The sequence below is a fragment of the Streptomyces sp. NPDC006510 genome (assembly GCF_040611955.1).
Classification (GTDB): domain Bacteria; phylum Actinomycetota; class Actinomycetes; order Streptomycetales; family Streptomycetaceae; genus Streptomyces.
Map to the genome: position 1 here is coordinate 21388 of NZ_JBEXPH010000033.1, position 24491 is coordinate 45878.

At 71.5% G+C, this 24491-nt stretch carries 21 protein-coding genes and 1 pseudogene; 15 read left to right on the forward strand and 7 right to left on the reverse strand.

Annotated elements, in window-relative coordinates; all coding sequences use genetic code 11:
• Nucleotides 1–2: 2 nt before the first annotated feature.
• The 4 genes from ABZY11_RS13540 to ABZY11_RS13555 all read left to right on the forward strand — a co-directional run bounded on the left by ABZY11_RS13540 (nucleotide 3) and on the right by ABZY11_RS13555 (nucleotide 6719).
• Nucleotides 3–446 carry an SRPBCC family protein gene (locus ABZY11_RS13540; RefSeq protein WP_356479271.1) on the forward strand — a complete coding sequence of 148 codons (444 nt, stop codon included), beginning with the start codon at nucleotides 3–5 and terminating at the stop codon, nucleotides 444–446.
• A 187-nt stretch (nucleotides 447–633) separates the two neighbouring features.
• Nucleotides 634–3111: an MFS transporter gene (locus tag ABZY11_RS13545; RefSeq protein ID WP_356479272.1), complete on the forward strand. Its 2478-nt coding sequence runs from the start codon at nucleotides 634–636 to the stop codon at nucleotides 3109–3111.
• A gap of 226 nt (nucleotides 3112–3337) precedes the next feature.
• Nucleotides 3338–5848 carry a SpoIIE family protein phosphatase gene (locus tag ABZY11_RS13550; protein ID WP_356479273.1) on the forward strand — a complete coding sequence of 837 codons (2511 nt, stop codon included), beginning with the start codon at nucleotides 3338–3340 and terminating at the stop codon, nucleotides 5846–5848.
• Nucleotides 5849–5960: 112 nt separating this feature from the next.
• On the forward strand, nucleotides 5961–6719 hold the full coding sequence (locus ABZY11_RS13555; RefSeq protein ID WP_356479274.1) for a class I SAM-dependent methyltransferase: 759 nt from the start codon (nucleotides 5961–5963) through the stop codon (nucleotides 6717–6719).
• 340 nt (nucleotides 6720–7059) lie between these two features.
• Here ABZY11_RS13555 and ABZY11_RS13560 read toward each other — a convergent pair whose 3' ends face one another.
• On the reverse strand, nucleotides 7060–7650 hold the full coding sequence (locus ABZY11_RS13560; protein WP_356479275.1) for an amidase: 591 nt from the start codon (nucleotides 7648–7650) through the stop codon (nucleotides 7060–7062).
• A gap of 180 nt (nucleotides 7651–7830) precedes the next feature.
• Between ABZY11_RS13560 and ABZY11_RS13565 the strand changes: the two genes are divergently transcribed.
• Genes ABZY11_RS13565 through ABZY11_RS13575 form a run of 3 tightly spaced genes read left to right on the forward strand, consistent with a single transcriptional unit; the run spans nucleotide 7831 to nucleotide 9967 of the window.
• Nucleotides 7831–8481, forward strand: coding sequence for a TetR/AcrR family transcriptional regulator C-terminal domain-containing protein (locus ABZY11_RS13565; RefSeq protein WP_356479276.1), 651 nt, complete (start codon nucleotides 7831–7833; stop codon nucleotides 8479–8481).
• The gene (locus ABZY11_RS13570) at nucleotides 8478–9371 is read left to right on the forward strand and encodes an alpha/beta hydrolase (protein WP_356479277.1); all 894 of its coding nucleotides are present in this window, start codon (nucleotides 8478–8480) and stop codon (nucleotides 9369–9371) included. The genes ABZY11_RS13565 and ABZY11_RS13570 overlap by 4 nt, the downstream gene beginning before the upstream one ends.
• Nucleotides 9372–9403: 32 nt before the next feature.
• A complete protein-coding gene (locus ABZY11_RS13575; RefSeq protein ID WP_356479278.1) occupies nucleotides 9404–9967 on the forward strand; it encodes a DinB family protein in 564 nt (187 codons plus the stop codon).
• A 73-nt stretch (nucleotides 9968–10040) separates the two neighbouring features.
• Here ABZY11_RS13575 and ABZY11_RS13580 read toward each other — a convergent pair whose 3' ends face one another.
• From ABZY11_RS13580 to ABZY11_RS13590, 3 genes are read right to left on the reverse strand one after another with little or no spacing between them, the layout of a single operon-like run.
• A complete protein-coding gene (locus ABZY11_RS13580) occupies nucleotides 10041–10448 on the reverse strand; it encodes a GntR family transcriptional regulator (RefSeq protein ID WP_356479279.1) in 408 nt (135 codons plus the stop codon).
• Nucleotides 10449–10493: 45 nt separating this feature from the next.
• Complete coding sequence (locus ABZY11_RS13585; protein ID WP_356479280.1) at nucleotides 10494–11468, reverse strand: ABC transporter permease subunit; 975 nt, start codon at nucleotides 11466–11468, stop codon at nucleotides 10494–10496.
• Nucleotides 11465–12409 carry an ABC transporter ATP-binding protein gene (locus tag ABZY11_RS13590; RefSeq protein ID WP_356479281.1) on the reverse strand — a complete coding sequence of 315 codons (945 nt, stop codon included), beginning with the start codon at nucleotides 12407–12409 and terminating at the stop codon, nucleotides 11465–11467. The genes ABZY11_RS13585 and ABZY11_RS13590 overlap by 4 nt, the downstream gene beginning before the upstream one ends.
• Nucleotides 12410–12614: 205 nt before the next feature.
• Between ABZY11_RS13590 and ABZY11_RS13595 the strand changes: the two genes are divergently transcribed.
• The 5 genes and pseudogenes from ABZY11_RS13595 to ABZY11_RS13615 all read left to right on the forward strand — a co-directional run.
• Nucleotides 12615–13448, forward strand: a complete 834-nt coding sequence (locus ABZY11_RS13595; protein ID WP_356479282.1) for a M55 family metallopeptidase — start codon at nucleotides 12615–12617, stop codon at nucleotides 13446–13448.
• Nucleotides 13441–14784, forward strand: a complete 1344-nt coding sequence (locus ABZY11_RS13600; RefSeq protein WP_356479283.1) for a M20/M25/M40 family metallo-hydrolase — start codon at nucleotides 13441–13443, stop codon at nucleotides 14782–14784. Before ABZY11_RS13595 ends, ABZY11_RS13600 begins: the two co-directional genes overlap by 8 nt.
• Nucleotides 14785–14805: 21 nt before the next feature.
• Nucleotides 14806–16785 carry a prolyl oligopeptidase family serine peptidase gene (locus ABZY11_RS13605; RefSeq protein ID WP_356479284.1) on the forward strand — a complete coding sequence of 660 codons (1980 nt, stop codon included), beginning with the start codon at nucleotides 14806–14808 and terminating at the stop codon, nucleotides 16783–16785.
• A complete protein-coding gene (locus ABZY11_RS13610) occupies nucleotides 16782–17726 on the forward strand; it encodes an LD-carboxypeptidase (protein ID WP_356479285.1) in 945 nt (314 codons plus the stop codon). Before ABZY11_RS13605 ends, ABZY11_RS13610 begins: the two co-directional genes overlap by 4 nt.
• 205 nt (nucleotides 17727–17931) lie before the next feature.
• Nucleotides 17932–18216: pseudogene (locus ABZY11_RS13615) on the forward strand (peptidase S15); the annotation flags it as partial.
• Nucleotides 18217–18317: 101 nt separating this feature from the next.
• Here the strand turns inward: ABZY11_RS13615 and tnpA are convergent.
• Nucleotides 18318–18746 carry an IS200/IS605 family transposase gene (gene tnpA, locus ABZY11_RS13620; RefSeq protein WP_356479286.1) on the reverse strand — a complete coding sequence of 143 codons (429 nt, stop codon included), beginning with the start codon at nucleotides 18744–18746 and terminating at the stop codon, nucleotides 18318–18320.
• Nucleotides 18747–18769: 23 nt separating this feature from the next.
• Here tnpA and ABZY11_RS13625 point away from each other — a divergent pair, with 23 nt between their 5' ends.
• Complete coding sequence (locus tag ABZY11_RS13625; protein ID WP_356479287.1) at nucleotides 18770–20425, forward strand: CocE/NonD family hydrolase C-terminal non-catalytic domain-containing protein; 1656 nt, start codon at nucleotides 18770–18772, stop codon at nucleotides 20423–20425.
• A gap of 43 nt (nucleotides 20426–20468) precedes the next feature.
• On the opposite strand, the gene ABZY11_RS13630 is transcribed toward ABZY11_RS13625, so the two are convergent.
• Nucleotides 20469–20702, reverse strand: coding sequence for a substrate-binding domain-containing protein (locus ABZY11_RS13630; RefSeq protein ID WP_356479288.1), 234 nt, complete (start codon nucleotides 20700–20702; stop codon nucleotides 20469–20471).
• A gap of 62 nt (nucleotides 20703–20764) precedes the next feature.
• On the opposite strand from ABZY11_RS13630, the gene ABZY11_RS13635 reads away from it, so the two are divergent.
• On the forward strand, nucleotides 20765–21328 hold the full coding sequence (locus ABZY11_RS13635; protein WP_356479289.1) for a GNAT family protein: 564 nt from the start codon (nucleotides 20765–20767) through the stop codon (nucleotides 21326–21328).
• A 59-nt stretch (nucleotides 21329–21387) separates the two neighbouring features.
• Here ABZY11_RS13635 and ABZY11_RS13640 read toward each other — a convergent pair whose 3' ends face one another.
• On the reverse strand, nucleotides 21388–22119 hold the full coding sequence (locus ABZY11_RS13640) for a carbon-nitrogen hydrolase family protein (RefSeq protein ID WP_356479290.1): 732 nt from the start codon (nucleotides 22117–22119) through the stop codon (nucleotides 21388–21390).
• Nucleotides 22120–22624: 505 nt separating this feature from the next.
• Between ABZY11_RS13640 and asnB the strand changes: the two genes are divergently transcribed.
• Nucleotides 22625–24472 carry an asparagine synthase (glutamine-hydrolyzing) gene (gene asnB, locus ABZY11_RS13645; RefSeq protein ID WP_356479291.1) on the forward strand — a complete coding sequence of 616 codons (1848 nt, stop codon included), beginning with the start codon at nucleotides 22625–22627 and terminating at the stop codon, nucleotides 24470–24472.
• The last annotated feature ends 19 nt before the right edge of the window (nucleotides 24473–24491 follow it).

Here is a 24491-nt window from a genome sequence, read left to right on the forward strand (position 1 = left end):
CCATGGCGAAGGTCGAGGCCACGACAGAGCGAGTCATCGCGGCGGACGCGGAGACGGTGTTCGACGCGCTGGCCGACTACAAGGAGGTCCGGGGCAAGGTGCTGCCCGGACAGTTCAGCGAGTACGAGGTGCGCGAGGGCGGTGACGGCGAGGGCACCCTCGTCCACTGGAAGCTCCAGGCCACCAGCAAGCGGGTGCGCGACTGTCTGCTGGAGGTCACCGAGCCCACCGACGGGCAGCTCGTGGAGAAGGACCGCAACTCCTCGATGGTCACCACCTGGACCGTCACCCCGGCCGGCGAGGGCAGGTCGAAAGCCGTCGTCTCGACCGTCTGGAACGGTGCCGGCGGCATCGGGGGATTCTTCGAGAAGGCCTTCGCGCCCAAGGGACTCGGGCGGATCTACGACGAGCTGCTGCGGAACCTCGCCGCCGAGGTCGAGAAGTAGCCCGACCCGTTCTTGACGGGCCTCACCGGTTCGGGTGGTTTTCACGGCCCATCGGTTGTGCGCCGTAGTGGCTCCCACCGGGAACTAAGCCCCCGAGTGCGCCGTCGGCGCCCCTCCGTCGCGTTTGCCCTCCCTTGTCGCGCAGTGACAGAAATGGGCGGCGCAGATGCGACGAGGGGAGCAGCACGTGGTGGGTGGGATCACTCTGTTGGAGGAGGAGCCGGGCGGCGCGGGGGCCACCGAAGCGGCGGCCGCACCGCCCGCCGGGCCGCCCCCGTCGTCTCCCGCCGCGGCGGCACGGGCTGCGACCCCCGCCCCGTCCGGCGTACCGGAGTACAGCCCCCGCAGCATCCGGCTGATCTTCCTCGGGCTGATGCTCACCCTGCTGCTCGCGGCGCTCGACCAGATGATTGTCGCCACCGCTCTGCCGAAGATCGTCGGCGAGCTGCACGGCCTGGAGAAGATGTCCTGGGCCGTCACCGCGTACCTGCTCGCCTCCACCATCGGACTGCCGATCTACGGAAAGCTCGGCGACCTCTTCGGCCGCAAGGGCGTCTTCCAGTTCGCCATCGTCGTCTTCGTCATCGGCTCCGCGCTCGCCGGCTGGTCCCGCACCATGGACGAGCTGATCGCCTTCCGCGCCGTCCAGGGCATCGGTGGCGGCGGGCTGATGATCGGCGTCCAGGCGATCATCGCGGATGTCGTACCGCCCCGGGAGCGCGGCCGGTTCATGGGGCTCATCGGCGCCGCGTTCGGCCTCGCGTCCGTGGCGGGACCGCTGCTCGGCGGCTTCTTCACCGACCACGCCTCCTGGCGCTGGTGCTTCTACATCAACGTCCCGTTCGGTCTGGTCACGCTCGCCGTCATCACCGTCGTACTGAAACTCCCCAGGCCCACCGTCCGGCCCCGCCTCGACGTCCTCGGTGCGCTGCTGCTCGCGGCCGCCTCCACCTGCCTGGTGCTGCTGACCAGTTGGGGCGGTACGGAGTACGCGTGGGGGTCGCGCACCATCCTGGGGCTGGGGGCCGGTGCCGTCGGAACGGCCCTGCTGTTCCTGGTCGTCGAGCACCGGGCGGCCGAACCCATCATTCCGCTGCGGCTGTTCCGTGACTCGATCTTCAACGTCACCGCGCTCGTCGGGGCGATCGTCGGAGTGGGACTGTTCGGCGCCGCCAGCTATCTGCCGACCTTCCTCCAGATGGTCGACGGCGCGACGGCCACCGAATCCGGGCTGCTGATGCTGCCGATGATGGGTGGCATCGTCATCGCGTCCGTCGTCTCCGGCCAGCTGATCTCCCGCACCGGCCGCTACCGCATCCACCCGATCCTCGGCGGCGCGGTCTCGGTGGTCGGGATGTGGCTGCTCTCCCGCCTCGAAACCGACACCCCGCGCCTTGAATACAGCATCGCGCAGGCCGTGCTCGGCATCGGGATCGGGCTGATCATGCCAGTACTGGTGCTCGCCGTGCAGAACTCCGTCGAGCCCGCCGACCTCGGCTCCGCCACCAGCGCCAACAACTACTTCCGGCAGATCGGCGGCAGCGTCGGCGCCGCCGTCTTCGGGACGCTCTTCGCGGGCCGCCTCGCGGACGCGCTCGCCGTCCGCCTGCCCTCCGGCGCCGACCTCCCCGACCCCGAGTCGATCACCCCGCAGCTGGTCCATGCGATGGAGCCCGCGCTGCGCGACAGTTATGTCCAGGCGTACGCCGACGCGATGCCGCGGATCTTCCTCTACCTCGTGCCGGTGCTCGCGCTCGGCCTGTTCTTCGCCTTCTTCCTCAAGGAGAAACCGCTGGTGTCCCACCACAGCCCCGAAAACGCCGCCGAGTCCGTCACCGTTCCGGCCGCCCGTACCACCACCACGATCACGCCCACCGAGGCCGTTCCGCCGCCGCCCGTCTACCTGTCGGGCGTACCCGTGTGCGGCAGCGTCCAGCACCCCGACGGTACGAAGGTCCCGCGCGCCGCCCTCACCCTCATCGACGTCCAGGGCCAGCAGGTCGGACGGGGCGCGAGCGGCGACGACGGGCGGTACGCGCTGAGCGTGCCCGGCGCCGGTTCGTACGTGCTCATCGCCGCGGCCGGTGGACACCAGCCGCAGGCCGTCAGTGTCACCGTGGGCGAACGGCCCGTCGAGCTCGATGTGGTGCTCGGCGGGGCCGGGCGTCTCGCCGGGACCGTCGTCACCGCCGACGGCATCCCGGTGCGCGACGCCGCCGTCACCCTCACCGATGTCCGCGGTGAGGTCGTCGCGTCCACCCGCAGCGGTCGCGAAGGCGGCTATGTGATCACGGAGTTGGTGGCGGGGGAGTACACCCTCGCCGCCAGTGCCCCCGCCTTCCGGCCCGCCGCGCTGCCGGTGAGCGTGCAGGCGGCCAGGGAGACCCGGCAGGACATCGAACTCGCCGGCGGGGCGGTGCTGCGCGGCATCGTACGGGCGAGCGGCGGCCGGCCCGTCGAGGACGCCCGGGTCACCCTCCTGGACGCGGCGGGCAATGTGGTCGACACACTCACCACGGGGCCCGACGGAGCATTCCGGTTCGTGGACCTGTCCACCGGTGAGTACACCGTGATCGCGGCCGGGTATCCGCCGGTGGCCACCGTCCTCCAGGTCGCGGGCGGCGGGCGCACCGAACGCGACCTCCAACTGGGGCACGAGGACTGACCGTCCGGAGGAACAGCGGGCCTGGCCGGCGGCTTTCCCGGCCGGCCCGGAGCCGCAGCCGGACCGTTCCGTGCGCGGCCCGGTGCACCCGGCGCACCACCCCGGGGCCGATTGCACCGACGACCGACGACCGACGACCGACGACGACCGACGGACGCCGGACACGGAGCCGTACCGTGGAGCCACGAACCGCAGAACATTGCGGTGGGGAAGGAGCCGTCCACCCATGGATGCCGATGTGCCAGCGCAGCGGAGCCCGTTGTCGCGCGAGGCGGCGACCGGCCGTGTGCCGCTGGCCGTCGTGGTGATCGACGCGGACGGGCTCGTCTCCCACTGGTCGAGCGGCGCGAGACGGATCTTCGGTGTCACCAGACACGAGGCGGTCGGCTGCCCGGCCGGTGAACTCCTTCCGGTCTACGGGGTGTTGGGCCGGGCGGAAGAGGACCGCCCGGGACTCGGTTCTGGACCGGGTCCCGAACTGGGCACCGATCGACTCGGTTCCGACCGGATCGGTTCCGGACCCGGTTCGGGGCTCGGTTCCGTGCTCGACGGTTCGCCGGGCGGGGATCTCTCGTACCCGGCGGCGGGCCGGGCCCGGATCGACGCACCGGAACGCGGCCGGATCGACGTCCTGTGGTGGGCCTACCCACTGGTCGGCCCGCGTTCCGGGCGACTCCTGGTGCTCGCCGCGGACGCCGGCCGGCTGGGCGAGGGCGGTAAGGGCGACGGCCGGGACACCGGGACGGTCGCCCCCGTCTTCGCGCTCCACACCGACTTTCCCGGCTACCGGGAGCTGGCGGGGCGGCTGCCCGAGATCCTGCCCGGCATGAGTGTCGGCGAGGCGGCCGGAATCGTCGCCCGGATGCTCGAACTCGGCTACCCCTTCCTGGAGTTCATTCACCGGAGCCAGGTGCCAATCACCCCCGACTGGGGTGTGCCGCGACGCACCTCCCGACCCCCTGCCCGGTCCCCGGGCGGCGACGGCGGCGGATCAACCGCTCCCCGCACCGTCCCCCGCCCCGAACCGGACCTCGAATACGCGGCGGTCCGCGAACGGCTGGAGTTCCTCGACGAGGTCAGCGGCCGCATCGGCACCTCCCTCGACCTGGAACGCACCATCCGCGAGGTCACCAGCGCCGCCGTACCCCGCTTCGCCGACTTCGCGGGTACGCATCTGCGCGCCGCCGTACTGGCCGGCGAGGGCTTCCCGGACGGGCCGCCCGACGTCACCACCGTCTGGCACCGGGTCTGGGTCGAGCACAACGACGAACCGGGCCGCTGGGACGACACCGTCCCGGTCGGCGAGTCCATCGCCTTCCCCGAACACACCCCGTTCTTCCGGTGCATGGTCACCGGCGAGCCCGTCCTCGTCCCGTACGTCGACGAGGAGATGAGCAACCGGATCTCGGGCGAGTTCGAGAAACGCGACCTGCGCCCGCTGATCAGCCACCGCTCCCTGCTGATCGTGCCGCTCAAGGCCCGCGACGTGGTCCTCGGCTTCATGGTCCTGATGCGCCGCCCCGGCCGTGAGCCCTTCGACGACATGGACCGCACCACCGGCGCCGAACTGGCCGCCCGCGCCGGGCTCGTACTCGACAACGCCCGCATGTACACCTACCAGGAGAACGTCGCGGAGACGCTCCGGGACAGCATGCTGCCCAAGGTCGCGCCCCGGATGGCAGGCTGCGACATCGCCACCCGGTATCTGCCCGGCACCCGGCTCGGAAGAATCGGCGGCGACTGGTTCGACTCGGTGAAGCTGCCCGGCTCCCGGACCGCGCTCGTCGTCGGCGATGTCATGGGCCACGGCCTCAACTCCGCCGCGATGATGGGACAGTTGCGTACCGCGGTGCTGACCATGGCCACCATGGAAATGCCACCGGCCCTACTGCTGCGCAATCTCGACGACCTGGCGCAGCGCCTCGGCGAGCAGTACCTGGCGACGTGCCTCTACGCCGTCTACGACCCGATCCGTTCCGAGGTCCAGATCGCCAACGCCGGGCACATTCCTCCCGTGCTCGTCCGCGCCGAGGACGGCCGGGCCGAACTCCTGGCCCTGCCCACCGGCGCCCCCATCGGCGTGGGCGGCGTCGCGTTCGAGACCGCGACCGTACGGGTGCGGCCCGGCGACCATCTGGTCCTGTGCACCGACGGCCTCGTCGAGGTGCGCGGCCAGGACATCGGCGCCGGGCTCGCCGCGCTCTGCGCCTCGGCGGCCCATCCCGCCGCCTCCATGGACGACGCCTGCGGCACGATCATCCGGGCCCTGGACCCGGGCGGCGTCCGCAAGGACGACGTGGCGCTGCTGATGGCCCGGCTGAACGGCATCCCGGACGACGACGTCGCCGAATGGCAACTCGCCCTGGACCCGCGCGAAGTGGCGCGATCAAGGCGCCTGGTACGCGGGAAACTGCTCGACTGGGAGCTGCCGGATGCGGTGGAGGCGGCCGAGCTGATGGTCAGTGAACTGGTGACCAACGCCGTGAAGCACGGCCGAAGTCACCACATCGGACTCCGCCTGGTCCGCACCGGCGCGCTGCTGTGCGAGGTCAGCGACGACGAACCCGCCCCGGCCACGCTGCTCGACGCCGCCTCCGACGACGAGTCCGGCCGCGGCCTGCTCCTGGTGAGCAGCCTCGCCCGCGAATGGGGCACCAGCACCACGGCGCACGGCAAGACCGTCTGGTTCGAGCAGGCACTCAGCGGGATCCCGCGCCCCCGGTCGCACACCCGGTGAAAGCCTCGCCACGGGCGGGTGGACGCCGTGCGTGCTCTTGCCGACGCCGTCCCGGGACGGTAGTCCGGTCCTGAACGGAACGCCGCAGGACGAACGGACCCGGGGAGCGCGCATGGACGTGTCACAGCAATACCGCGAGGCATGGGAGGGCTTCTGGTCCGCCACCTCGGACACCCCCGGCGAGGCGATCTGGGACTCCGACCCGTCTGTCACCTCCGTACCGGACACCGAACTGCTGCTGCCGCACGCCGACATCACGCTGCCCGTCGTGGATCTCGGCTGCGGCAACGGCACCCAGACCCGCTATCTCGCCACCCGTTTCGCCGGTGCGATCGGCGTGGACCTCTCGCACGCGGCCATCGCGCACGCCCGCCGCGCGGACCCCGCGGGCGTCGCGGAGTTCGCCCAGCTCGACCTCGTCGACGCGGAGGCCGTGGCGGCCCTGCACGTGCGGATGGGCGACACCAATGTCTATATGCGTGCGGTGATCCACCAGAGCGAGCCCGAGGCCAGGCCGGCTGTCGCCGCTGCGGTCGCGGCACTGCTGGGGGAGCGGGGGCGAGCCTTCGTCGCCGAGCCGACCCCGGCCTCCAAGGGCGTGCTCCAGCAGGTGGCGCAGGGCCCGGACGGCCCGCCGGAGAAGCTGCGCCGGGTCCTGGCCCACGGGCTCAAGCCGGCGAGCGCCACGGAGGAGGAGGTACGGCGGCTGCTCCAGGAGGCCGGCCTCGCCACGCTGGCCGACGGTGCGACCGCCCTGGTCCAGACCGAGTACCTGCCCGACGGAACCCGCGTCGAGCTGCCGGCACGCTGGTTCGTGCTGAGTCGTCGGGGAGCTCGGGGACGGGCGCCGGAGCCGTCGGGGCGGCCCTGACTCCTTTGGCAGGACCGGGTGGCGAACGATGATGTCGGCTGTGGCCCGGACGCCGCGGCCGGTCGGGCGGTGGGCCTGCGCCGCCGCTCCGCGGCCAGGGCAGGCCTGCTGCAGTCGGCGTCCGAGAGGTTGAGGGTGACCCCGGGCGGCACGACCTCGTCGATGCGGTCGAGGATCTCGTCGTCGAGCCGGAGTTCGGCGGCGGCGGGTTGGTCGGTCAGCCGGTCGATGGCGGCGGCGGCCGGCGTCCGGGCGGGCGGTGTCGACGGCCTCGGCGAACTGGCGGGCGGCCCGGCCGACAGCTGCCCGCCGGCATCACGGTGCACCCGGCCCGGCGGCTCTACCGGGCCGCGACGGGGTCGCGGGTGGTCAGCGCGTCGAGGAACGCGGCGGTGTCGCGGACGGTGCGGGCGAGCGGCCCCCGGACGGAGAGCCCCATCCCGTCATTGCCCTCCGGGCCCGCGGTGACGAGTCCGCGGCTGGGCTTGAGCCCGACCACCCCGCAGGCGCTCGCGGGGGAGCGCACCGAACCGGCGGTGTCGCTGCCCTGCGCGATCGGCACCAGCAGTGCGCCGACCGCCGCGGCCGCGCCACCACTGCTGCCGGCCGCGCTGCGGGTGAGGTCGAGCGGGCTGCGTGCCGGGGCGGACACCTCGGGCTCGGTGTAGCAGGCGGCCCCGAACTCGGGGACGGTGGTCTTGCCGAGGCTGATCAGCCCGGCGTCGGCCATGACATCGACGATCTCGTCGTTGTGCCCGGGAACCCAGTCGCGGAACAGCGCGGAACCCAGCGTGGTGCGTACGCCCGCGGTGGCTTCCAGATCCTTGACCGCGGTGGGCACGCCGAACAGGCGCGGCAGCCCGGCGCGATCCGTCGACCGCAGGACACGTTCGGCCTCGGCCGCCGCGGCGCGGGCCCGGTCGGCCGACACGGTGGTGAACGCCCCACCCGGTCGCCGCCCCCGATCCGGGCGAGCAGGTGATCCACGACTTCGGTGGGACTCGTCCCACCGCGCTCGTAGGCGGCGGTCAGCTGTAGAGCGGTGAGGTCGTGCAACTCCGTCATGCGCGCCTCATTGAAGTTTCGTTACGCGTATCGTTATGGTGCGGTCATGGTGGTCGAGAAGGCAAGCACTTCCAAGCAGGGCCGTCCCCGGGCGGTGACGCTCGACGCGGTCCTGGACGCGGCGACCGAGCTGGCCGACGACCAGGGACTGGACGCCGTGAGCTTCCGCGCGCTGGCCGACCGGCTGGACGTGTCACCGATGGCGATCCACCGCACGACGGGCGGCATCGACGCACTCCAGCACGCGCTGGTGTCCCGGATCGTCGGCGAGGTGACCCGGTCGGTGGACTGGCCGGACGACTGGCGCGGCATCGTCCGGCTGTTCGCGGACACGCTGCACGACCTGCTCATACGGCACCCCGTGATCCTTGAGGCGCACCGCCGCGCCTCTCTCGTCGGGCCCGGCGCCGACGACGTCGCGTACCGGGTCGTCGCGGCGCTGCGCAGCGCCGGACTCGACGAGGAGGCCGCCGCGTACGCGTACGGCACCCTGCACGACTTCGTCACCGGCCATGTGGCGATCCGCCTCGGCCGTGGCGATCTGGAACTGCACCATCTCCCGCCGGAACGCCGGGCCGCGTCGGTGTTCGCGGACCACCACGACTACGACCGCCGGTTCTCCTTCGGCCTCGACTTCCTCATCGGCGGGATCGCCGCCGCTGCCGCCACCCCCGTATCGCACGAGGAGCAGAGATGACCCCCTCCCCGCCGGACCTGCCGAAGACGCCGGAGACGGAACTGCCGGAGACACACCGCCTGACGACCCCGGGCGGGCGCCGCATCGCGTACTGCTCGTACGGCGACCCCGCCGCCCCGCCCGTGATCGTGCTCCACGGCACCCCCGGCAGCCGCTACGAGGGCCTCGCCCTGCGACAGGCGGCGACGGAGGCGGGCCTGCGTCTGGTCTTCCCGGACCGTCCGGGGTACGGCGAGACCGACCCCGTACCCGGCCGCGGCTTCCACCGCTGGAACGACGACTTCGTGGCCCTGCTCGACCACCTCGGTCACGAGCGGGCGGTCCTCGTGGCGATCTCGGGCGGCGGCGGGTACGCGCTCTCGGCGGCCCAGAAGCACCCCGGGCGGGTCACGCGGCTGATCCTCGCGTGTGCAGCCGTCCCCGGAGCCCCCCGCGAGGCGTACGCGCGCCGGATCCCGCTGGTCAAGTGGCTGAACCGGATCGTGCTCTGGGCTCCGGCGATCGCTCGGCCGATGCTCGCGGGGAAGGGGATCTTCAAGAAGACGAGGCGCGAGCCGAACCTCGATGCCTGGCCCCGTTCCGATCGGCTGATCATGAGCACCCCGGCCTTCCGGGCGCTGTCCGACGTGGACACGACCGAGGGCCAGCGCCAGGGCGTGGACGCGGCCATCACCGACCTCGCCGGCTACGCCCGCCCCCTGCCGGACCCGCTGGGCTCGGTCTCCGTACCGACCCTGTTCCTCCACGGCGAGGCGGACGGCAACGTCCCCATCGAGGTGGCGCGCTGGGCGCACCCGCAGATCCCCGGCGCCGAGCTGCGCACCGTACCCGACGGCGGTCACCTGTTCCTTCTGGCCGACCCGGAGCCGCTCCTGCGGGAATTGACCTGAGCGGTGAGCCCGCCGGTGTGAGGATGGCCGTCATGACCTGGACGGCACCTCGCATCGAACGCACGACAGCCGACGGCGACCAGCTGAACGTTCCGAGCACCGCGGACGAGCGGGCCATGCTGGAAGGCTGGCTCCGGTGGCACCGGGAGACTCTGCTCACCAAGTGCGCCGGGCTCGCCCCGGCACAGCTCACGCGCACCACGGCCGAACCGTCGGACCTCACCCTCCTCGGCCTGGTGCGGCACATGGCGGAGATCGAACGCTGGTGGTTCCGCCGGAGCTTCGCGGGTGAGCCGATCGGTGACGTCTTCACCGCCCCGGGCGACGGCGACGAAGGGCTCGAAGGCGTCGACGCCGCTCACGCCGAGCGCGACTTCGCCGCCTTCCGGGCCGAGGTCGCGGCGTGCGAGGCGGCCGTGGCGGGGCGCGGTCTCGACGAGACCTTCATGTCGGCCGGTCGTGGGCGACCGGTCAGCCTGCGCTGGGTGTTCCTGGTGATGATCCAGGAGTACGCCCGTCACAACGGCCACGCGGACCTGCTGCGCGAGCGGACCGACGGTGCCACGGGCGACTACCCGGCACCGGAACGACGGTGACCGGCCCCCACCGGGGGACCGGCCACTCCTCGTCGACGGGGCGGACGGTGCCGCACCTCGGCCGCCGTCCATCTCAGCCGTCGTCCGCCTCGGGCGGATACACGGCCGCGTAGGTCGACCGGAAGAGGGCGTCGACCTCCTGGCCGCTGAGCCCCTGCGACCTCGCCTCGTTCAGCCACTCGGCGAGCGACGTGCGCAGCGGGGAGCCGGAGCCCGACTGGGCCGGAGCGAGGGAGCGGGTGATGAAGGTGCCCGCCCCCTGCCGGACCTCGGCGAGACCCGCGCGCTCCAGCTCGCGGTACGCCTTGAGGGTCGTGTTCGGGTTGACCTTGGTCTCTGCAGCGACCTGAGCCGCCGTGGGCAGCCGGTCACCCTCCTCCAGCGCGCCCATGCGCAGCGCCTGTTCGACCTGTCGCACGATCTGGAGGTACGTTGCCACTCCGCTGCGCCGGTCGATGCGGAATACGACCACTGCCTTCACCTCCCGTTCGACTGCCGAAACACTGTGTACCTGCGCCGGCAGGGCCTAGAGCGGGCGACGTGACACCCGCCACAGGACGAACGCGGTGAGTACGGCGGTACCCGCGAGCAGAATGCCCGCCCCGGTCCACTGCATGGCCGGCATCTGGTCGAAGCCGAGGTACTCGTACACATTGTTGACGATGCCGTGCTCCTTGACGCATGCGTCGGAGGCCGCCTCGGTCTCCTCGGCGCACAGGCCCCAGCCGTAGAGATGGCCGTCGGCGGAACCGATCCAGCGGTCCACCTCGAACGATTCGTTCAGCCGCGAGGGCATGTCCGCGTCTAGCGGGTAGGTGATCGTGCGGGTCGGGGCGAGGTGGACGATCATCATGTCCCAGACGACCCCGACGGCCCCGGCGAAGACGAAGGTGATCGCCATGGACATCAGGACGCGGCGGACCAGCACACCGATGGTGATGCCCGCGGCGGTCATGAAGAGACAGAGCGCGGGGAGCACCGGGCCGGTGGCACCGAACATCGACCCGTCCGACCACTGGCTGGGGAACACCGAACGGTAGGGCTTCCACCACCAGGTGAACAGTGCCGAGAGCGCCGCGGCGGTCACGAGCACCGCCGCGTAGATCCAGGCGAACTTCGTCGCCACCCAGCGGCGGCGTGACACGGACTGGGTGGTGACCAGCTGCGCGGTGCCCTGCTCCTGATCTCCCGCGATCAGCGGGGCGCCGACGAAGACGGCGAGGATCAGCGGCAGTCCGCCCAGCACGGTGATGACGAGACCCACGCTGTCCGAGTCGAACGTCGGCTGCGCCAGCTCCTTCCCCGGCCAGCCCGCGGCGTCCAGGACGTCCTTCATCCGGCTGCGCTCGTAGACGAGCCAGATCGATCCGAGGACGGTCAGCGCGAGCAGGCTGAGCAGGGCGGCCCGGTGCTGGCGCACCACGAGCCAGCTCAGCCCGCGCAGCATGCGGGGCCCCGGGGCGCGCCCGGTCCGGGGGGCGTCGGTCAGGGTGGTGCTCATGAGGTGTGGCTCCCTTCGGCCTCGATACGGGCACCGGGTGTGAACAACGGGGGTGCGTCCGGCGAGCGGAGATGCGCCAGCAGCACCTCCTCCAGGCTCGGTTCGGCGACCACCCAGTCACCCGACAGCGGGCCGTTCGTCCGCACCAGCGCGTGGAACTGCCGGCCCTGGACGCGGCACTCGATCACGGTGTGCGGAGCCAGCGCGGCCGCCGGGTCCCCGTCCGTGGCGAGCCCGGTCACCAGTGCGTGGGCCGGGACGAGCGCGTCCGCGTCACCCGCCATCCGGATCCTGCCGTCGGCGAGGACGAGCAGGTAGTCGCACATGTCCTCCAGCTCGGAGAGCATGTGGGAGGACATCACCACCGTGGTCCCGCGCTCGACGGCCTCCGACATCAGCAGGGCACTCATGTCGTGGCGGGCGAGCGGGTCGAGGTCGGACATCGGCTCGTCGAGCAGCAGCAGGTCGGGCCGCTTGCCGAAGGCCAGCGCGAACGCGACGCGGGTGCGCTGGCCACCGGAGAGGGTGCCGACGCGGGCGTCCATCGGCACCTGGCCGGACCGTACGATCCGCTCCGCCGCCGCCGCGTCCCAGCCGGGGTTGAGCTCGGCGCCCATGCGCAGTGTCTCGGCCACGGTGAACCGCTTGAAAAGCGGCTTGTCCTGCCCGAGGAACGCGAACTTGGGCATCACCTCGGGGTCGTCCACGGGCACGCCGAAGATGCGGAGGTCACCTCCCGTGGGCCGCACCTGCCGGGTCGCGATCCCCAGCAGGGTGCTCTTCCCGGCTCCGTTGGGGCCGACGAGACCGCAGATCCGGCCGGCCGGCAGCCGGAACGAGATGTCCTGCAGCGCCCAGCCGCGACGGTAGCGCTTACCCAGGCCGCGGGCCTCCAGGGCCCAGGCGCCGGATACGCCGTCCGGAGTGAATGCGTCTGCCATGCACTTCGCCTCGATTCCATTAGTCAATTAATGGAATCATGGTCTGAGGCGACGGAAAGTGTCAAGGCGCGCAGGTCGGCCCCGCGCGCGGGTGTCCGTGATGCGCCTGTTCGGGGTGTGCGTCGCGCTCTCTTCGGAGGACTGGACCATTGAACGTCCCTGTGGCTCTGGCCTGGCGGTTCTCGGGCGCGTAGCGTGACCCGGCATGAAGATCCTGATCAGCGCGGACATGGAAGGCGCCACCGGTGTGACCTGGCCGGCCGATGTGCTGCCGGGCACCCCCCAATGGGAGCGCTGCCGTTCCATGTTCACCTCCGACGTGAACGCGGCAGCGCTCGGCTTCTACGACGGCGGCGCCGACGAGGTCCTGGTCAACGAGGCCCACTGGTCCATGCGCAACCTCCTGCTGGAGCGGCTCGACGACCGGGTCCAGATGCTCACCGGCCGGCACAAGTCCCTCTCCATGGTCGAGGGCATCCAGCACGGTGACGTCGACGCCATCGCCTTCGTCGGCTACCACACGGGCGCCGGGGCGGAGGGCGTACTCGCCCACACCTACCTGGCGAACTCCATCACCGGGGTCTGGCTCAACGGCGCCCGCGCGAGCGAGGGACTGCTCAACGCCCATGTCGTGGCCGAGTACGGGGTGCCCGTCGTCCTCGTCACCGGCGACGACCTGACCTGCGTGGACGCCGAGGCGTACGCCCCCCGGGCCCGCAAGGTCGCCGTCAAGGACTACGTGTCGCGGTACGCGGCGGTCTGCCGCACCCCGGCCCGTACCGCGGCGGACATCCGCGCCGCCGCGAAGGAAGCCACCGCGCTCGCCGTTCGGCACACACCGGTGGAGGGCGGACCCTTCACCGTGGAGCTGGAGTTCGACGCCGAGCACCTGGCCCAGGCGGCCACCGTCGTCCCCGGCGTGGCACCCAGCGGCGAACGGCGCGTCGCCTACACCAGCGCGACGATGTACGAAGGTATCCGCACGTTCAAGGCGGTGACGACGATCGTGTCGTCCGCCGTGGAGGAGCAGTATGGCTGAGGCGACCGGTCCCCAGGAAAGCGTCGACCAGCAGGCGCTCGACGAATCGGTGACGTTCACCTCCGAACTGATCCGGATCGACACCACCAACCGCGGCGGCGGCGACTGCCGCGAGCGCCCGGCCGCCGAGTACGTCGCCGAGCGGCTGGCCGCCGCCGGACTGGAACCCACCCTGCTGGAGCGCACCCCCGGACGGACCAATGTGGTCGCCAGGATTCCCGGCACCGACCCGTCCGCCGACGCCCTGCTCGTCCACGGCCACCTCGACGTGGTCCCGGCCGAGGCCGCCGACTGGACCGTGCATCCCTTCTCCGGCGAGGTCCGCGACGGAGTCGTCTGGGGGCGCGGCGCCATCGACATGAAGAACATGGACGCGATGGTCCTGGCCGTCGTACGCGCCTGGGCGCGGGCCGGCGTCCGGCCCCGCCGCGACATCGTGATCGCGTACACCGCCGACGAGGAGGCCAGCGCCGACGACGGTTCCGGCTTCCTCGCCGACCAGCACGCCGAACTCTTCGAAGGCTGTACCGAAGGCATCAGCGAATCCGGTGCCTTCACCTTCCACGCCGGACCGGACCTGCCGCTGTACCCGATCGCCGCGGGCGAGCGCGGCACCGCCTGGCTGAAGCTCACCGCACACGGCAAGGCCGGTCACGGCTCCAAGGTCAACAGGGCCAACGCGGTCAGCACGCTCGCCGAGGCCGTCGCCCGGATCGGCAACCACGCATGGCCCGTCCGGCTCACCCCGACGGTCCGCGCCGCGCTCACCGAACTCGCCGCGCTGCACGGCATGCACCCCGACCTCGACGCCCCCGGCTTCGACGTGGACGAACTGCTCGGCAAGCTCGGCCCCGCCGCCGAACTCGTCGCGCCGACCGTCCGCAACAGCTCCAACCCGACCATGCTGGAGGCCGGGTACAAGGTCAATGTGATCCCGGGCCACGCCACCGCCTACATCGACGGCCGGATGGTGCCCGGCGGCGAGGACGAGTTCCACGCCACCCTGGACCGGCTGACCGGACCCGACGTCGAGTGGGAGTTCCACCACCGCGAGGTCCCGCTCCAGGCCCCGGTCGACTCGCCGACGTTCGCGAAGCTGCGCGCCGCGATCGAACGCTTCGACCCGGCCGGCCATGTCGTGCCGTACTGCATGTCGGGCGGCACGGACGCCAAGCAGTTCTCCCGGCTCGGCATCACCGGCTACGGCTTCTCACCGCTGAAGCTGCCCGTCGGCTTCGACTACCAGGCGCTGTTCCACGGCGTCGACGAACGCGTCCCCGTCGAGGCCCTGCACTTCGGCGTCCGCGTCCTCGACCACTACCTGCGTACTGCCTGACCGCTACAGGGGGAATCGATCATGCTGCCCACCGGGGCTCACGGAACCTGGCCGTCGCCGATCGACGCCGCGCTCGCCGCCTCCCACGACGGACGTCCGGAGTACGTCGGCACCGTCGGTGACGAGGTGTGGTGGACGGAGCCGCGCCCCGCCGAGGCGGGCCGCCGCGCCCTGATCCGCCGCCGGGCGGACGGCAGCGCCGACACCGTGCTGCCCGCTCCGTGGAACGTACGGAGCCGGGTCATCGAGTACGGCGGAGTGCCCTGGACGGGGACCGGGCGGGCCGAGGGCGGCCCACTGATCGTCTTCGTCCACTTCGCCGACCAGCGGCTGTACGCCTACGCCCCCGACGGTCCCGACGAGCCCTGGCCGCTCACCCCGGTCGTGTCCGTCGGCGGCGGGCTGCGCTGGGCCGACCCACAGCTCCACCCCGACCGGGGCGAAGTCTGGTGCGTCCTGGAGGAGTTCACCGGCGAGGGCCCCACCGAGCTGCGCCGGGTGATCGCCGCCGTACCCCTGGACGGCTCGGCCGCCGACGACCGCTCCGCGGTACGTGAACTCACCGACGACAGCCATCGGTTCGTCACCGGACCGAAGCTCTCGCCCGACGGGCGGCAGGCGGCCTGGATCGCCTGGGACCATCCCCGGATGCCGTGGGACGGTACCGAGGTGATGCTCGCGGACGTCGCCGGGGACGGCACCTTCCAGCACCCCCGGGTGTTCGCCGGCGGTTCCGAGGAGTCGGTGCCGCAGATCGAGTGGGACGTCGACGGGCAGCTCCTCCTCGCCAGTGACCGCAGCGGCTGGTGGAACCTGTACCGCGCCGATCCGCACCGGGACCCGGTCGCGCTCTGCCCCCGCGAGCAGGAGTTCGCCGGACCGCTCTGGAAGATCGGCCTCAGCTGGTTCCGGCCGCTGGACAACGGCCTGATCGCCACCATCCACGGCAAGGGCACCACCACGCTCGGCATCCTCGACCCGCGGACCGGCGAACTGGCCGACGTCGCCGGGCCCTGGACCGAGTGGGCCGAGACGCTCGCCGTGCACGGCAGCCGGGTCATCGGCGTCGCGGCGAGCCCGTACAGCGCGTACGAGGTGGTGGAGCTGGACACCGCGACCGGCCGCACCCGCGTCATCGGGTCACCGCACCAGGACGCAGTCGACCCCGCGTACTACCCGCGGCCCGAGGAGCGCACCTTCACCGGGCCCGACGGACGCGAGATCCACGCCCACATCTACCCGCCCCGCAGCCCCGACCGGACCGGCCCCGAGGACGAGCGGCCGCCCTATGTGGTCTGGGCGCACGGCGGCCCCACCGGCCACGCCGCACTCGTACTCGACCTGGAGATCGCCTACTTCACCTCGCGCGGCATCGGCGTCGCCGAGGTGAACTACGGCGGCTCCACCGGCTACGGCAGGACCTACCGCAACCGGCTGCGCGAACAGTGGGGCGTCGTCGACGTCGAGGACTGCGCGGCCGTCGCCGCGGCGCTGGCCGACGAGGGCACCGCCGACCGGCAGCGGCTGGCCATCCGGGGCGGCAGCGCCGGCGGCTGGACCACCGCGGCCTCACTGACCGGTACCGAGGTCTACGCCTGCGGGACGATCATCTACCCCATCCTCGACCTGACCGGCTGGGGCACCGACGAGACCCATGACTTCGAGTCGCGGTACCTGGAGTCCCTGGTGGGCCCGCTCGCCGAAGTCCCGGAACGCTACCGCGAACGCTCTCCGGTCGGCCGCACCGACCGGCTGACCACCCCCTTCCTGCTGCTCCAGGGACTGGACGACCCGATCTGCCCGCCCGTCCAGTGCGAGCGGTTCCTGGCCGCGCTCGACGGACGCGGCATCCCGCACGCGTACCTCACCTTCGAGGGCGAGGGACACGGGTTCCGGCGCGCCGACACCATGGTCCGCGCGCTGGAGGCCGAACTCTCCCTGTATGGACAGACCTTCGGGATCGACCGCACCGACGTACCGAGGCTGGAGCTGAAGAAGTGACCCTCGCACCGCTGACCCGCCCGGCCCGGCTGCGCCCGGGGGCCAGGATCACCGTCGTGTCACCGAGCGGGCCGGTGCCCGCCGACCGGCTGGAGGCAGGCCTGGACGTACTGCGCGGCTGGGGCCTGGAGCCCGTCGAAGCACCGCACGCACGCGATGTCCACCCGGAGCTGGACTACCTCGCCGGCACGGACGAGGCGCGGGCCAGGGATCTCCAGGAGGCCTGGTGCGATCCGGCCGTGGACGCGGTGATCTGCGCCCGCGGCGGGTACGGCGTGCACCGGATGGTCGACCTGGTCGACTGGGCGGCGATGCGCGCGGCCGGGCCCAAGGTGTTCATCGGCTACAGCGACATCACCGTGCTCCACGAGGCGTTCGCGCAGCGCGTGGGGCTCGCCACCCTGCACGGTCCGATGGCCGGCACCGAGACCTTCCTCAAGGACCCGGACACCCAGGAGTCCCTGCGGGCCACCCTGTTCGAGCCCGACTCGGTACGGACCCTCGGTCTGCCCACGGCGCGGGCACTGGTCCCCGGCAGGGCCCGCGGGATCACCTACGGCGGCTGTGTGAGCCTGCTCGCCGCCGGCCTCGGCACCCCGCACGCCCGGACGTCGGCCCGGGGCGGGCTGCTGGTGATCGAGGACACCACCGAGGACCCGTACAGCATCGACCGCATCCTCACCCAACTGCTGCGGGCCGGGGCGTTCGACGGAATGGCCGGGGTGGTCTGCGGTTCCTGGGCGGGCTGCGGTCCGTACGAGGAGGTGCGGGCCGTACTCGCCGACCGGCTCGGCCCGCTGGGCGTACCCGTCGTCGAGGAGCTGGGCTTCGGGCACGGACCGACGGCGCTCACCATCCCGCTCGGCGTGCCCGCCGTGCTGGACGCCCCGGCCGACGGCGGCCCCGCCACGCTCACCGCCGAGGTGCCGGCGCTGCTCTGAACGACGGGGAATCGTCAAGAAGTTGAGCACGATTCAGGAGACGCCGTCCCGAGCGTTGACATCACTATGACACGTGTCACAGCATGAGCGCGATCAGTTACTTACCGGTCGGTAAGTCGCCCTCGGTGTGGAGGTCTTCGTGTCGCGTGCTGTTTCCCGCCATCGGTCCGGGTACCGGGCGCTCTCCCGGAAGTCGGTCGCTTGCGTGGCCGGAGCCGCGCTCGCCGCACCGCTGGTCCTCACCGGTGCGGCACAGGCATCCGCGGCCGAGCCGTCCCAATACACCGTCACCCCACTGAAGTTCACCATGCAGGCGGGCGGTCGCTCCTGCACCGTCGACGCCGATCTGTACCGCCCCGCCGGTGTCGACGCACAGCATCCGGCCCCCGCGGTACTCGCCACCAACGGTTTCGGCGGCAGCAAGTCGGACGGTTCGACCGACGCCATCGGCAAGGCCTTCGCCTCCCGCGGCTATGTCGGCCTCGTCTACCTCTGATCTTGGCCAGTGCTCCGCCCTTCAGGGCGGGGGTGAAGGGCATCCTTGGCCCGGAGGCGCAGAGCGCCGGAGTGCTCTGCGCCTCCGGGGTGAGGTCAGACGGGACGCTGCTGGTTTTCGATGTACTGCTTGACGACGGTCAGGGGTGCTCCGCCGCAGGATCCGGCGAAGTAGGAGCCGGACCAGAAGTGTCCGCCCCACAGGTACCGGCGGACATGCGCGTTGTACTCCTGGCGGAGCCTGCGGGAACTGACGCCCTTGAGGGAGTTGACCAGTTTGGAGAGCTGGACCTTGGGCGGGTAGTGCACGAGCAGGTGGACGTGGTCCTGTTCGCCGTTGAACTGTTTCAGCTCGGCCTCGAAGTCGGCGCAGACCTCCCGCATGATCTCTTCGGTGCGGGTCAGCATGGCGTCGGTGAGCGCCTTCCGCCGGTACTTCGTGACAAAAACCAAATGAACATGCAGGTTGCAGACAACATGGCGACCGGTTCTGACATCGGGATTAGGGTTCCAGTGCGGTGACATAAACCAATGCCATGGTCTCGATCGTGAGTCAAGACACCGTGGTCAAGCGGCAGTTCGGGCATCGCGCCCGGCTTGCGCTGTCGCCTGCCGAGGCGTTGAGGACTGATGGCCAGGCACACGCGGCCCGCACCATGTGGAACCTGCTGCACGCCTGGTGGCAGATGATGCCGAAGGAAAAGCGGACTCTCGGACACGCGGATGCCGCCGTACGCCAGGCCCGCAAGGACATCGACTTCCTTGCTGTCCTTCCCGCGCAGGCCGCGCAAGCAGTACTCAAGACGTACTTCCAGGCGTGGAAGAACTGCTGGGAGGGCCGCGCCGACGCCCCGAACTTCAAGGGCCGGTTCCGCACGGGGATGTCCGTGGACATCCCGCAGGGCCGGGACCTGAACATCACCCGCGTGCACCGCCGCTGGGGCGTGGTCAACATTCCCAAGGTGGGCCGGGTCCGCTTCCGGTGGACCAAAGACCTTAACGACCTCGCGTACGCGCTCGCCCCGAACAACGCCGGTACGCGAAAGGGCGTTTCGTCCGACACCGCCGGGGTCTTCAAGTGGCAGTGGACCAACGGCTTCTACCTGATGGGGGAGGGGCAGATGGTCCTGAACGCGAGCCTAGACCCGTCCCGGTTCAACAACCTCACCTGCCTCCACTTCGCGTCACAGGCCTGCGACACCATCCGGCTGCTCAACTCCGGCCGGTACCCGGCCGACCGGACCGCCGCGATGCTCGACTACGCGCGCAGCGTCTCACCCGTCGACTACCTCGGTAAGGTCAAGGCACCCACCCTGCTCGTCCAGGGCCAGGCCGACAGCCTGTTCAACCTGAACGAGGCCACCGCCACCTACGAAACCCTCAAGGACCGGGGCACCACGGCCAAGATGATCTGGCAGGCCTGGGGGCACAGTGGCGGACAGGCGCCCGGTGAACTCGACCTGGGCAAGGGCAACCTGGAGACCAGCTACGTCGGACAGCGCGTCCTCGCCTGGTTCGACCGCTACCTCCAGCACCGGACGGACACCGACACCGGACCCGACTTCGCCTACTACCGCGACTGGCAGAGCGGCTACGGCACCGCGGGCTCCGTACCGGCCCTCTCGCAGAAGGTGTACCTGTCCGGCGACGGCAAGCTCGTCGACAACCGGTCCGAGGTCACCCGGGGCAGCCGCCAGTACGCCAACTGGCTGGTTCCCACAAGCCATTCGGAGAGCTCGCTGGCCGGCCTCATCGGGCTGCCCGACCCCAAGCCCTATGACACCAAGGGCACCTACCTCGGCTGGACCAGCGCCCCGTTGACGTCCCCCGTCGATGTCGTCGGCGCACCGAAGGCCACCCTGAAGGTCGTCTCGCCGAAGACGGAGCGGGTCCAGAACAGCGGCGACGCCGCCGACAGACTCGTCCTGTTCGCCAAGGTCTACGACGTCGCCCCGGACGGCAGCAAAACGCTGGTGAACCGGCTGGTCTCCCCGGTGCGGGTGCCGGACGTCACCCGCTCGTTCACCGTGCAGCTCCCGGGCATCGTCCACCGGTACGAAGCGGGCCACCGGCTCGAATTCGTGATCGCGGCGAGCGACAGCGCGTACTCGGGCAACCGAGGGATCAAGCCGGTCACGGTGGTCAGCGCCCCGCAGGACACCGGCGTGCTGGAGCTTCCGGTGGTCGGCGGCCGGCTGAAGTGACGCCGTTTCCCGGGAGCCGGGCCCGGGTGACCGGCCCGGCTCGCTACGCGGGCCCGGACCCGACCACCCGCAGATACGCCTGCGCGGAGTCACGTGTCCGGATCTCGACGGGCAGCAGGATGTGCCGTACCTCGTGCGGACCGTCCGGGTTCCGGATGCGCTGCACCAGCATCTCCATCGCCCGCCGGCCCATCTCCTGGGAGGGGAGGCGGGCGGCGGCGAGCGTCAGCGGAAGCAGGTCGAAGGGGCCGGCGTCGTCCATGCCGGGCCGCGTCATGAGCCGCCGTCACGGGAAGTGGGCGCGCCGGGGACCGGGGGAACAGCCCTTAGGCTGGCCGGATGCCTGAAAGCGACTATCTGGCCGAGGGGCGGCGGACGGCGATCCGCCCCATCACGCAGGCCGATGCCGTGGAGTTCACCACCCGGGCGCGGGAGAGCCGGGACATGCACAGCCCTTGGATCTTCCCGCCCGACGACGCCCGCGCGTATGCCGTCTACGTGGGCCGGCTGATCGACGACCCCGCGAGGGCGGGCTTCCTCGTCTGCGAACGCGGCGGCGGGAGCGGTCCTGCCGACGGGATCGCGGGGTTCATCAACATCAACAACATCGTCGCCGGCGCGTTCCGCTGCGGCGCGCTCGGCTACGGGGCCTTCGCCCACGCGGCGGGACGCGGCCTGATGAGCGAGGGCCTGGGGCTGGTCCTGCGGTACGCCTTCGGGCCGCTCGGTCTGCACCGCCTCGAAGCCAATATCCAGCCCGGCAACGAGGGTTCGCTCGCCCTGGTGCGACGGGCCGGATTCCGCCTCGAAGGGTTCTCGCCGGACTTCCTCTTCATCGACGGAGCCTGGCGTGACCACGAGCGGTGGGCCATCACGGCCGAGATGGTCGGCGAGAAGTCCTAGGGTCTTTCGTTTGGATCATGCCGGACCCCGCGAGCCCGGCATGATTCAAACGAGGGGTTCTACGCCGCGGGCCGGGCGCCGCCCACCGCCGTGGACACCACGGCGCCGGCCTCGGGCCCGGCCTGCACGACCGGGGTGCCGTCCGGCGCCCAGATGCCGGAGCCGCCCGACGTCCGGTCGTACGTCCCGCTCGGGCCCGCCGAGGTGGCCAGCACCGCCCACACCCCGTGGGTGAGCGCCGCGTGGCTCATGTGCCCGTCGCGGCGGGCGGCCTGCTCGGGCCCGGGGCCGTAGAGGGTGCTCGCCACATAGGCGTCGATGCCCAAGGCGGCGGCGGCGGCGGCGTGTTCGGGAACCGCGGCGTCGTAGCACACCGCAAGCCCCAGCCGAAGACCGTCGACCACCAGCACCTGCGGTTTCTCGCCGGGGGTGAACCGGTCGGACTCCGCGCCGTGCAGCCACATCTTGCCGTACACGAATCGCGCGCCCTCTCCCGTGACGGCGAGAGTGGCCAGGTACTCGCGCCCGTCCGCGGCGCGCACCGGCGCACCGGCCAGGGCTGTCGCTCCCGCCTCGCCGCATGCCGTGACGAGGGGGCGCAGGCGGGGGTCCTCGGGGGACACGGCCTCGGCGGCGAGGTCGTAGCCGGTGAGCGAGAGCTCCGCGAAGACGACCAGCCGGGCCCCCGAACGGCGGACCGCCTCCGCATGGGCCGCGGAGTTGGCGGCGACGTCGAGAGGGACGCAGACGGGCTGGGCGACGGCGACGGTGAGCGGTACGGGGGCGGGCACGCGGTACTCCGGATCAGACGGTCGGCCGGGCGCTCCGGGGCGGGCCGCCCGGGAGAGACCGCAGGTCACCGAGGCGAACAGGGTCGCGACCAGCCTATCGAGCGGTCTACGGCCGGGGTGGTCCCGGGCCGGGGCCGGGGAGGCCGGAGCGGTTCGGGCCGGCTGCCGACCGGACCGGTGCACCCCACCGGCCCACCCCGGGTTGGGCAAGTCTTTGCCTATGGCCGAATCGGTATCCCGCAGGACACACAAGCCGCTCCCGCAGGGGCTTCGGGGCACGGCGCTCCGTACAGGAAGTGGAAAACCGCGGCCGAAAGCAGGAGGGGCACGCCCTCGCCCAGGTGACGACCGTGTTGACGGTACGCAATCCCAGGCAGACGCTCGTCATATAGCTGCTAGATACAACTGGTTCTGCCGGGCCTTCGCCTTCGGCACGCCGCCCACGGGTGGGGCGGCACCGTGCGGACGGGGCTCTCCCGGCCGGGACCGGATCGGGAGGACGCATATGTGTGGCATCGCCGGCTGGGTCTCCTTCGACCGCGATCTACGGGCGGCCGAGGAGCTCGCGAAACTGGACGCGATGACGGAGACCATGTCCTGCCGGGGCCCCGACGACCGGGGGACCTGGACCGACGGTCATGCTTCGCTCGGACACCGGCGGCTCGCGATCATCGACCTGCCCGGCGGGCGCCAGCCCATGACCGTCGACACCCCCGAGGGGTCGGTCGCCCTCGTCTACTCCGGTGAGGCGTACAACTTCACCGAACTCCGCGGCGAACTGACCGCCCGCGGGCACCGGTTCACCACCGACTCGGACACCGAGGTGGTGCTGCGCGGCTATCTGGAGTGGGGCGACGCCCTCGCCGAGCGGCTCAACGGCATGTACGCCTTCGCGATCTGGGACGGCCGTCACGACCGGCTCGTCATGATCCGCGACCGGATGGGCGTCAAGCCCTTCTACTACTGGCCGACGCCCGACGGTGTGCTCTTCGGCTCGGAGCCCAAGGCCGTCCTCGCCAATCCGCTGGCCCGGCCCCGGGTGACCCTCGACGGGCTGAGGGAGCTCTTCACCCTCGTCAAGACCCCGGGCCACGCCGTGTGGGACGGCATGTACGAGGTGAAGCCCGGCACGGTCGTCACCGTGGACCGCGGCGGCCTGCGCAGCCACGTCTACTGGCGGCTGGAGACCCGCCCGCACTCCGACGACCGGGACACCTCGATCGCCACCGTACGGTCACTGCTGGACGACATCGTGCGCCGCCAGCTGGTCTCCGACGTCCCCCGCTGCATCCTGCTCTCCGGCGGACTCGACTCCTCGGCGGTCACCGCCCTCGCCGCCCGGCAGCTCGCCGAGAGCGGCGAGAAGGTCCGCACCTTCGCCGTCGACTTCGTGGGACGCACCGAGAACTTCGTCGCCGACGAACTGCGCACCACCCCCGACACCCCGTTCGTGCACGACGTGGCCCAGCGGGCGGGCACCCTCCACCGGGACATCGTGCTCGACCCCGACACCCTCGCCGACCCGGAGGTACGGGCCCGGATGATCCGGGCCCGGGACATCCCCATGGGCCTCGGCGACATGGACGCCTCGCTCCATCTGCTCTTCCGGGCCATCCGCGAACACTCGACCGTCGCGCTGTCCGGCGAGTCCGCCGACGAGGTCTTCGGCGGCTACCTCCAGTTCTTCGACGAACAGGCCCGCAGCGCCGACACCTTCCCCTGGCTGGTGCGGTTCGCCGAGCACTTCGGCGAGGACGCGGGCATGCTCCGCGACGACGTGAACCAGGCCCTGGGGCTGGAGAAGTACATCCGTGACAGCTATGAATCCGCCGTCGCCGGCATCGAACGGCTCACCGGCGAGAGCGACTTCGAGTACCGCATGCGCAGGATCTGCCATCTCCACCTGACCCGGTTCGTACGCGTCCTGCTCGACCGCAAGGACCGGGCGAGCATGGCGGTCGGCCTGGAGGTCCGGGTGCCGTTCTGCGACCACCGGCTCGTCGAATACGTCTACAACACGCCCTGGTCCCTCAAGTCCTTCGACGGCAGGGAGAAGAGCCTGCTGCGCGAGGCCACCGCCGATGTGCTGCCCCGGTCGGTGTACGACAGGACCAAGAGCCCCTATCCGTCGACCCAGGACCCCAAGTACGCCCTCGCCCTGCAGCAGCACGCCCGTGAGCTGCTCGCCCGCCCGGACCACCGGGTGTTCGACCTCGTCGACCGCGGCCGGCTCCGCGCGGCGGCCGACCACGACGCGCCCCGGGTCACCTCGGCGTCCCGCCGCGGCCTGGAACGCACCCTGGACCTCGCCATGTGGCTGGACCTGTACGAGCCCGAACTGATCCTCGGCTGAACGGGCCGCCCCGGTAAGG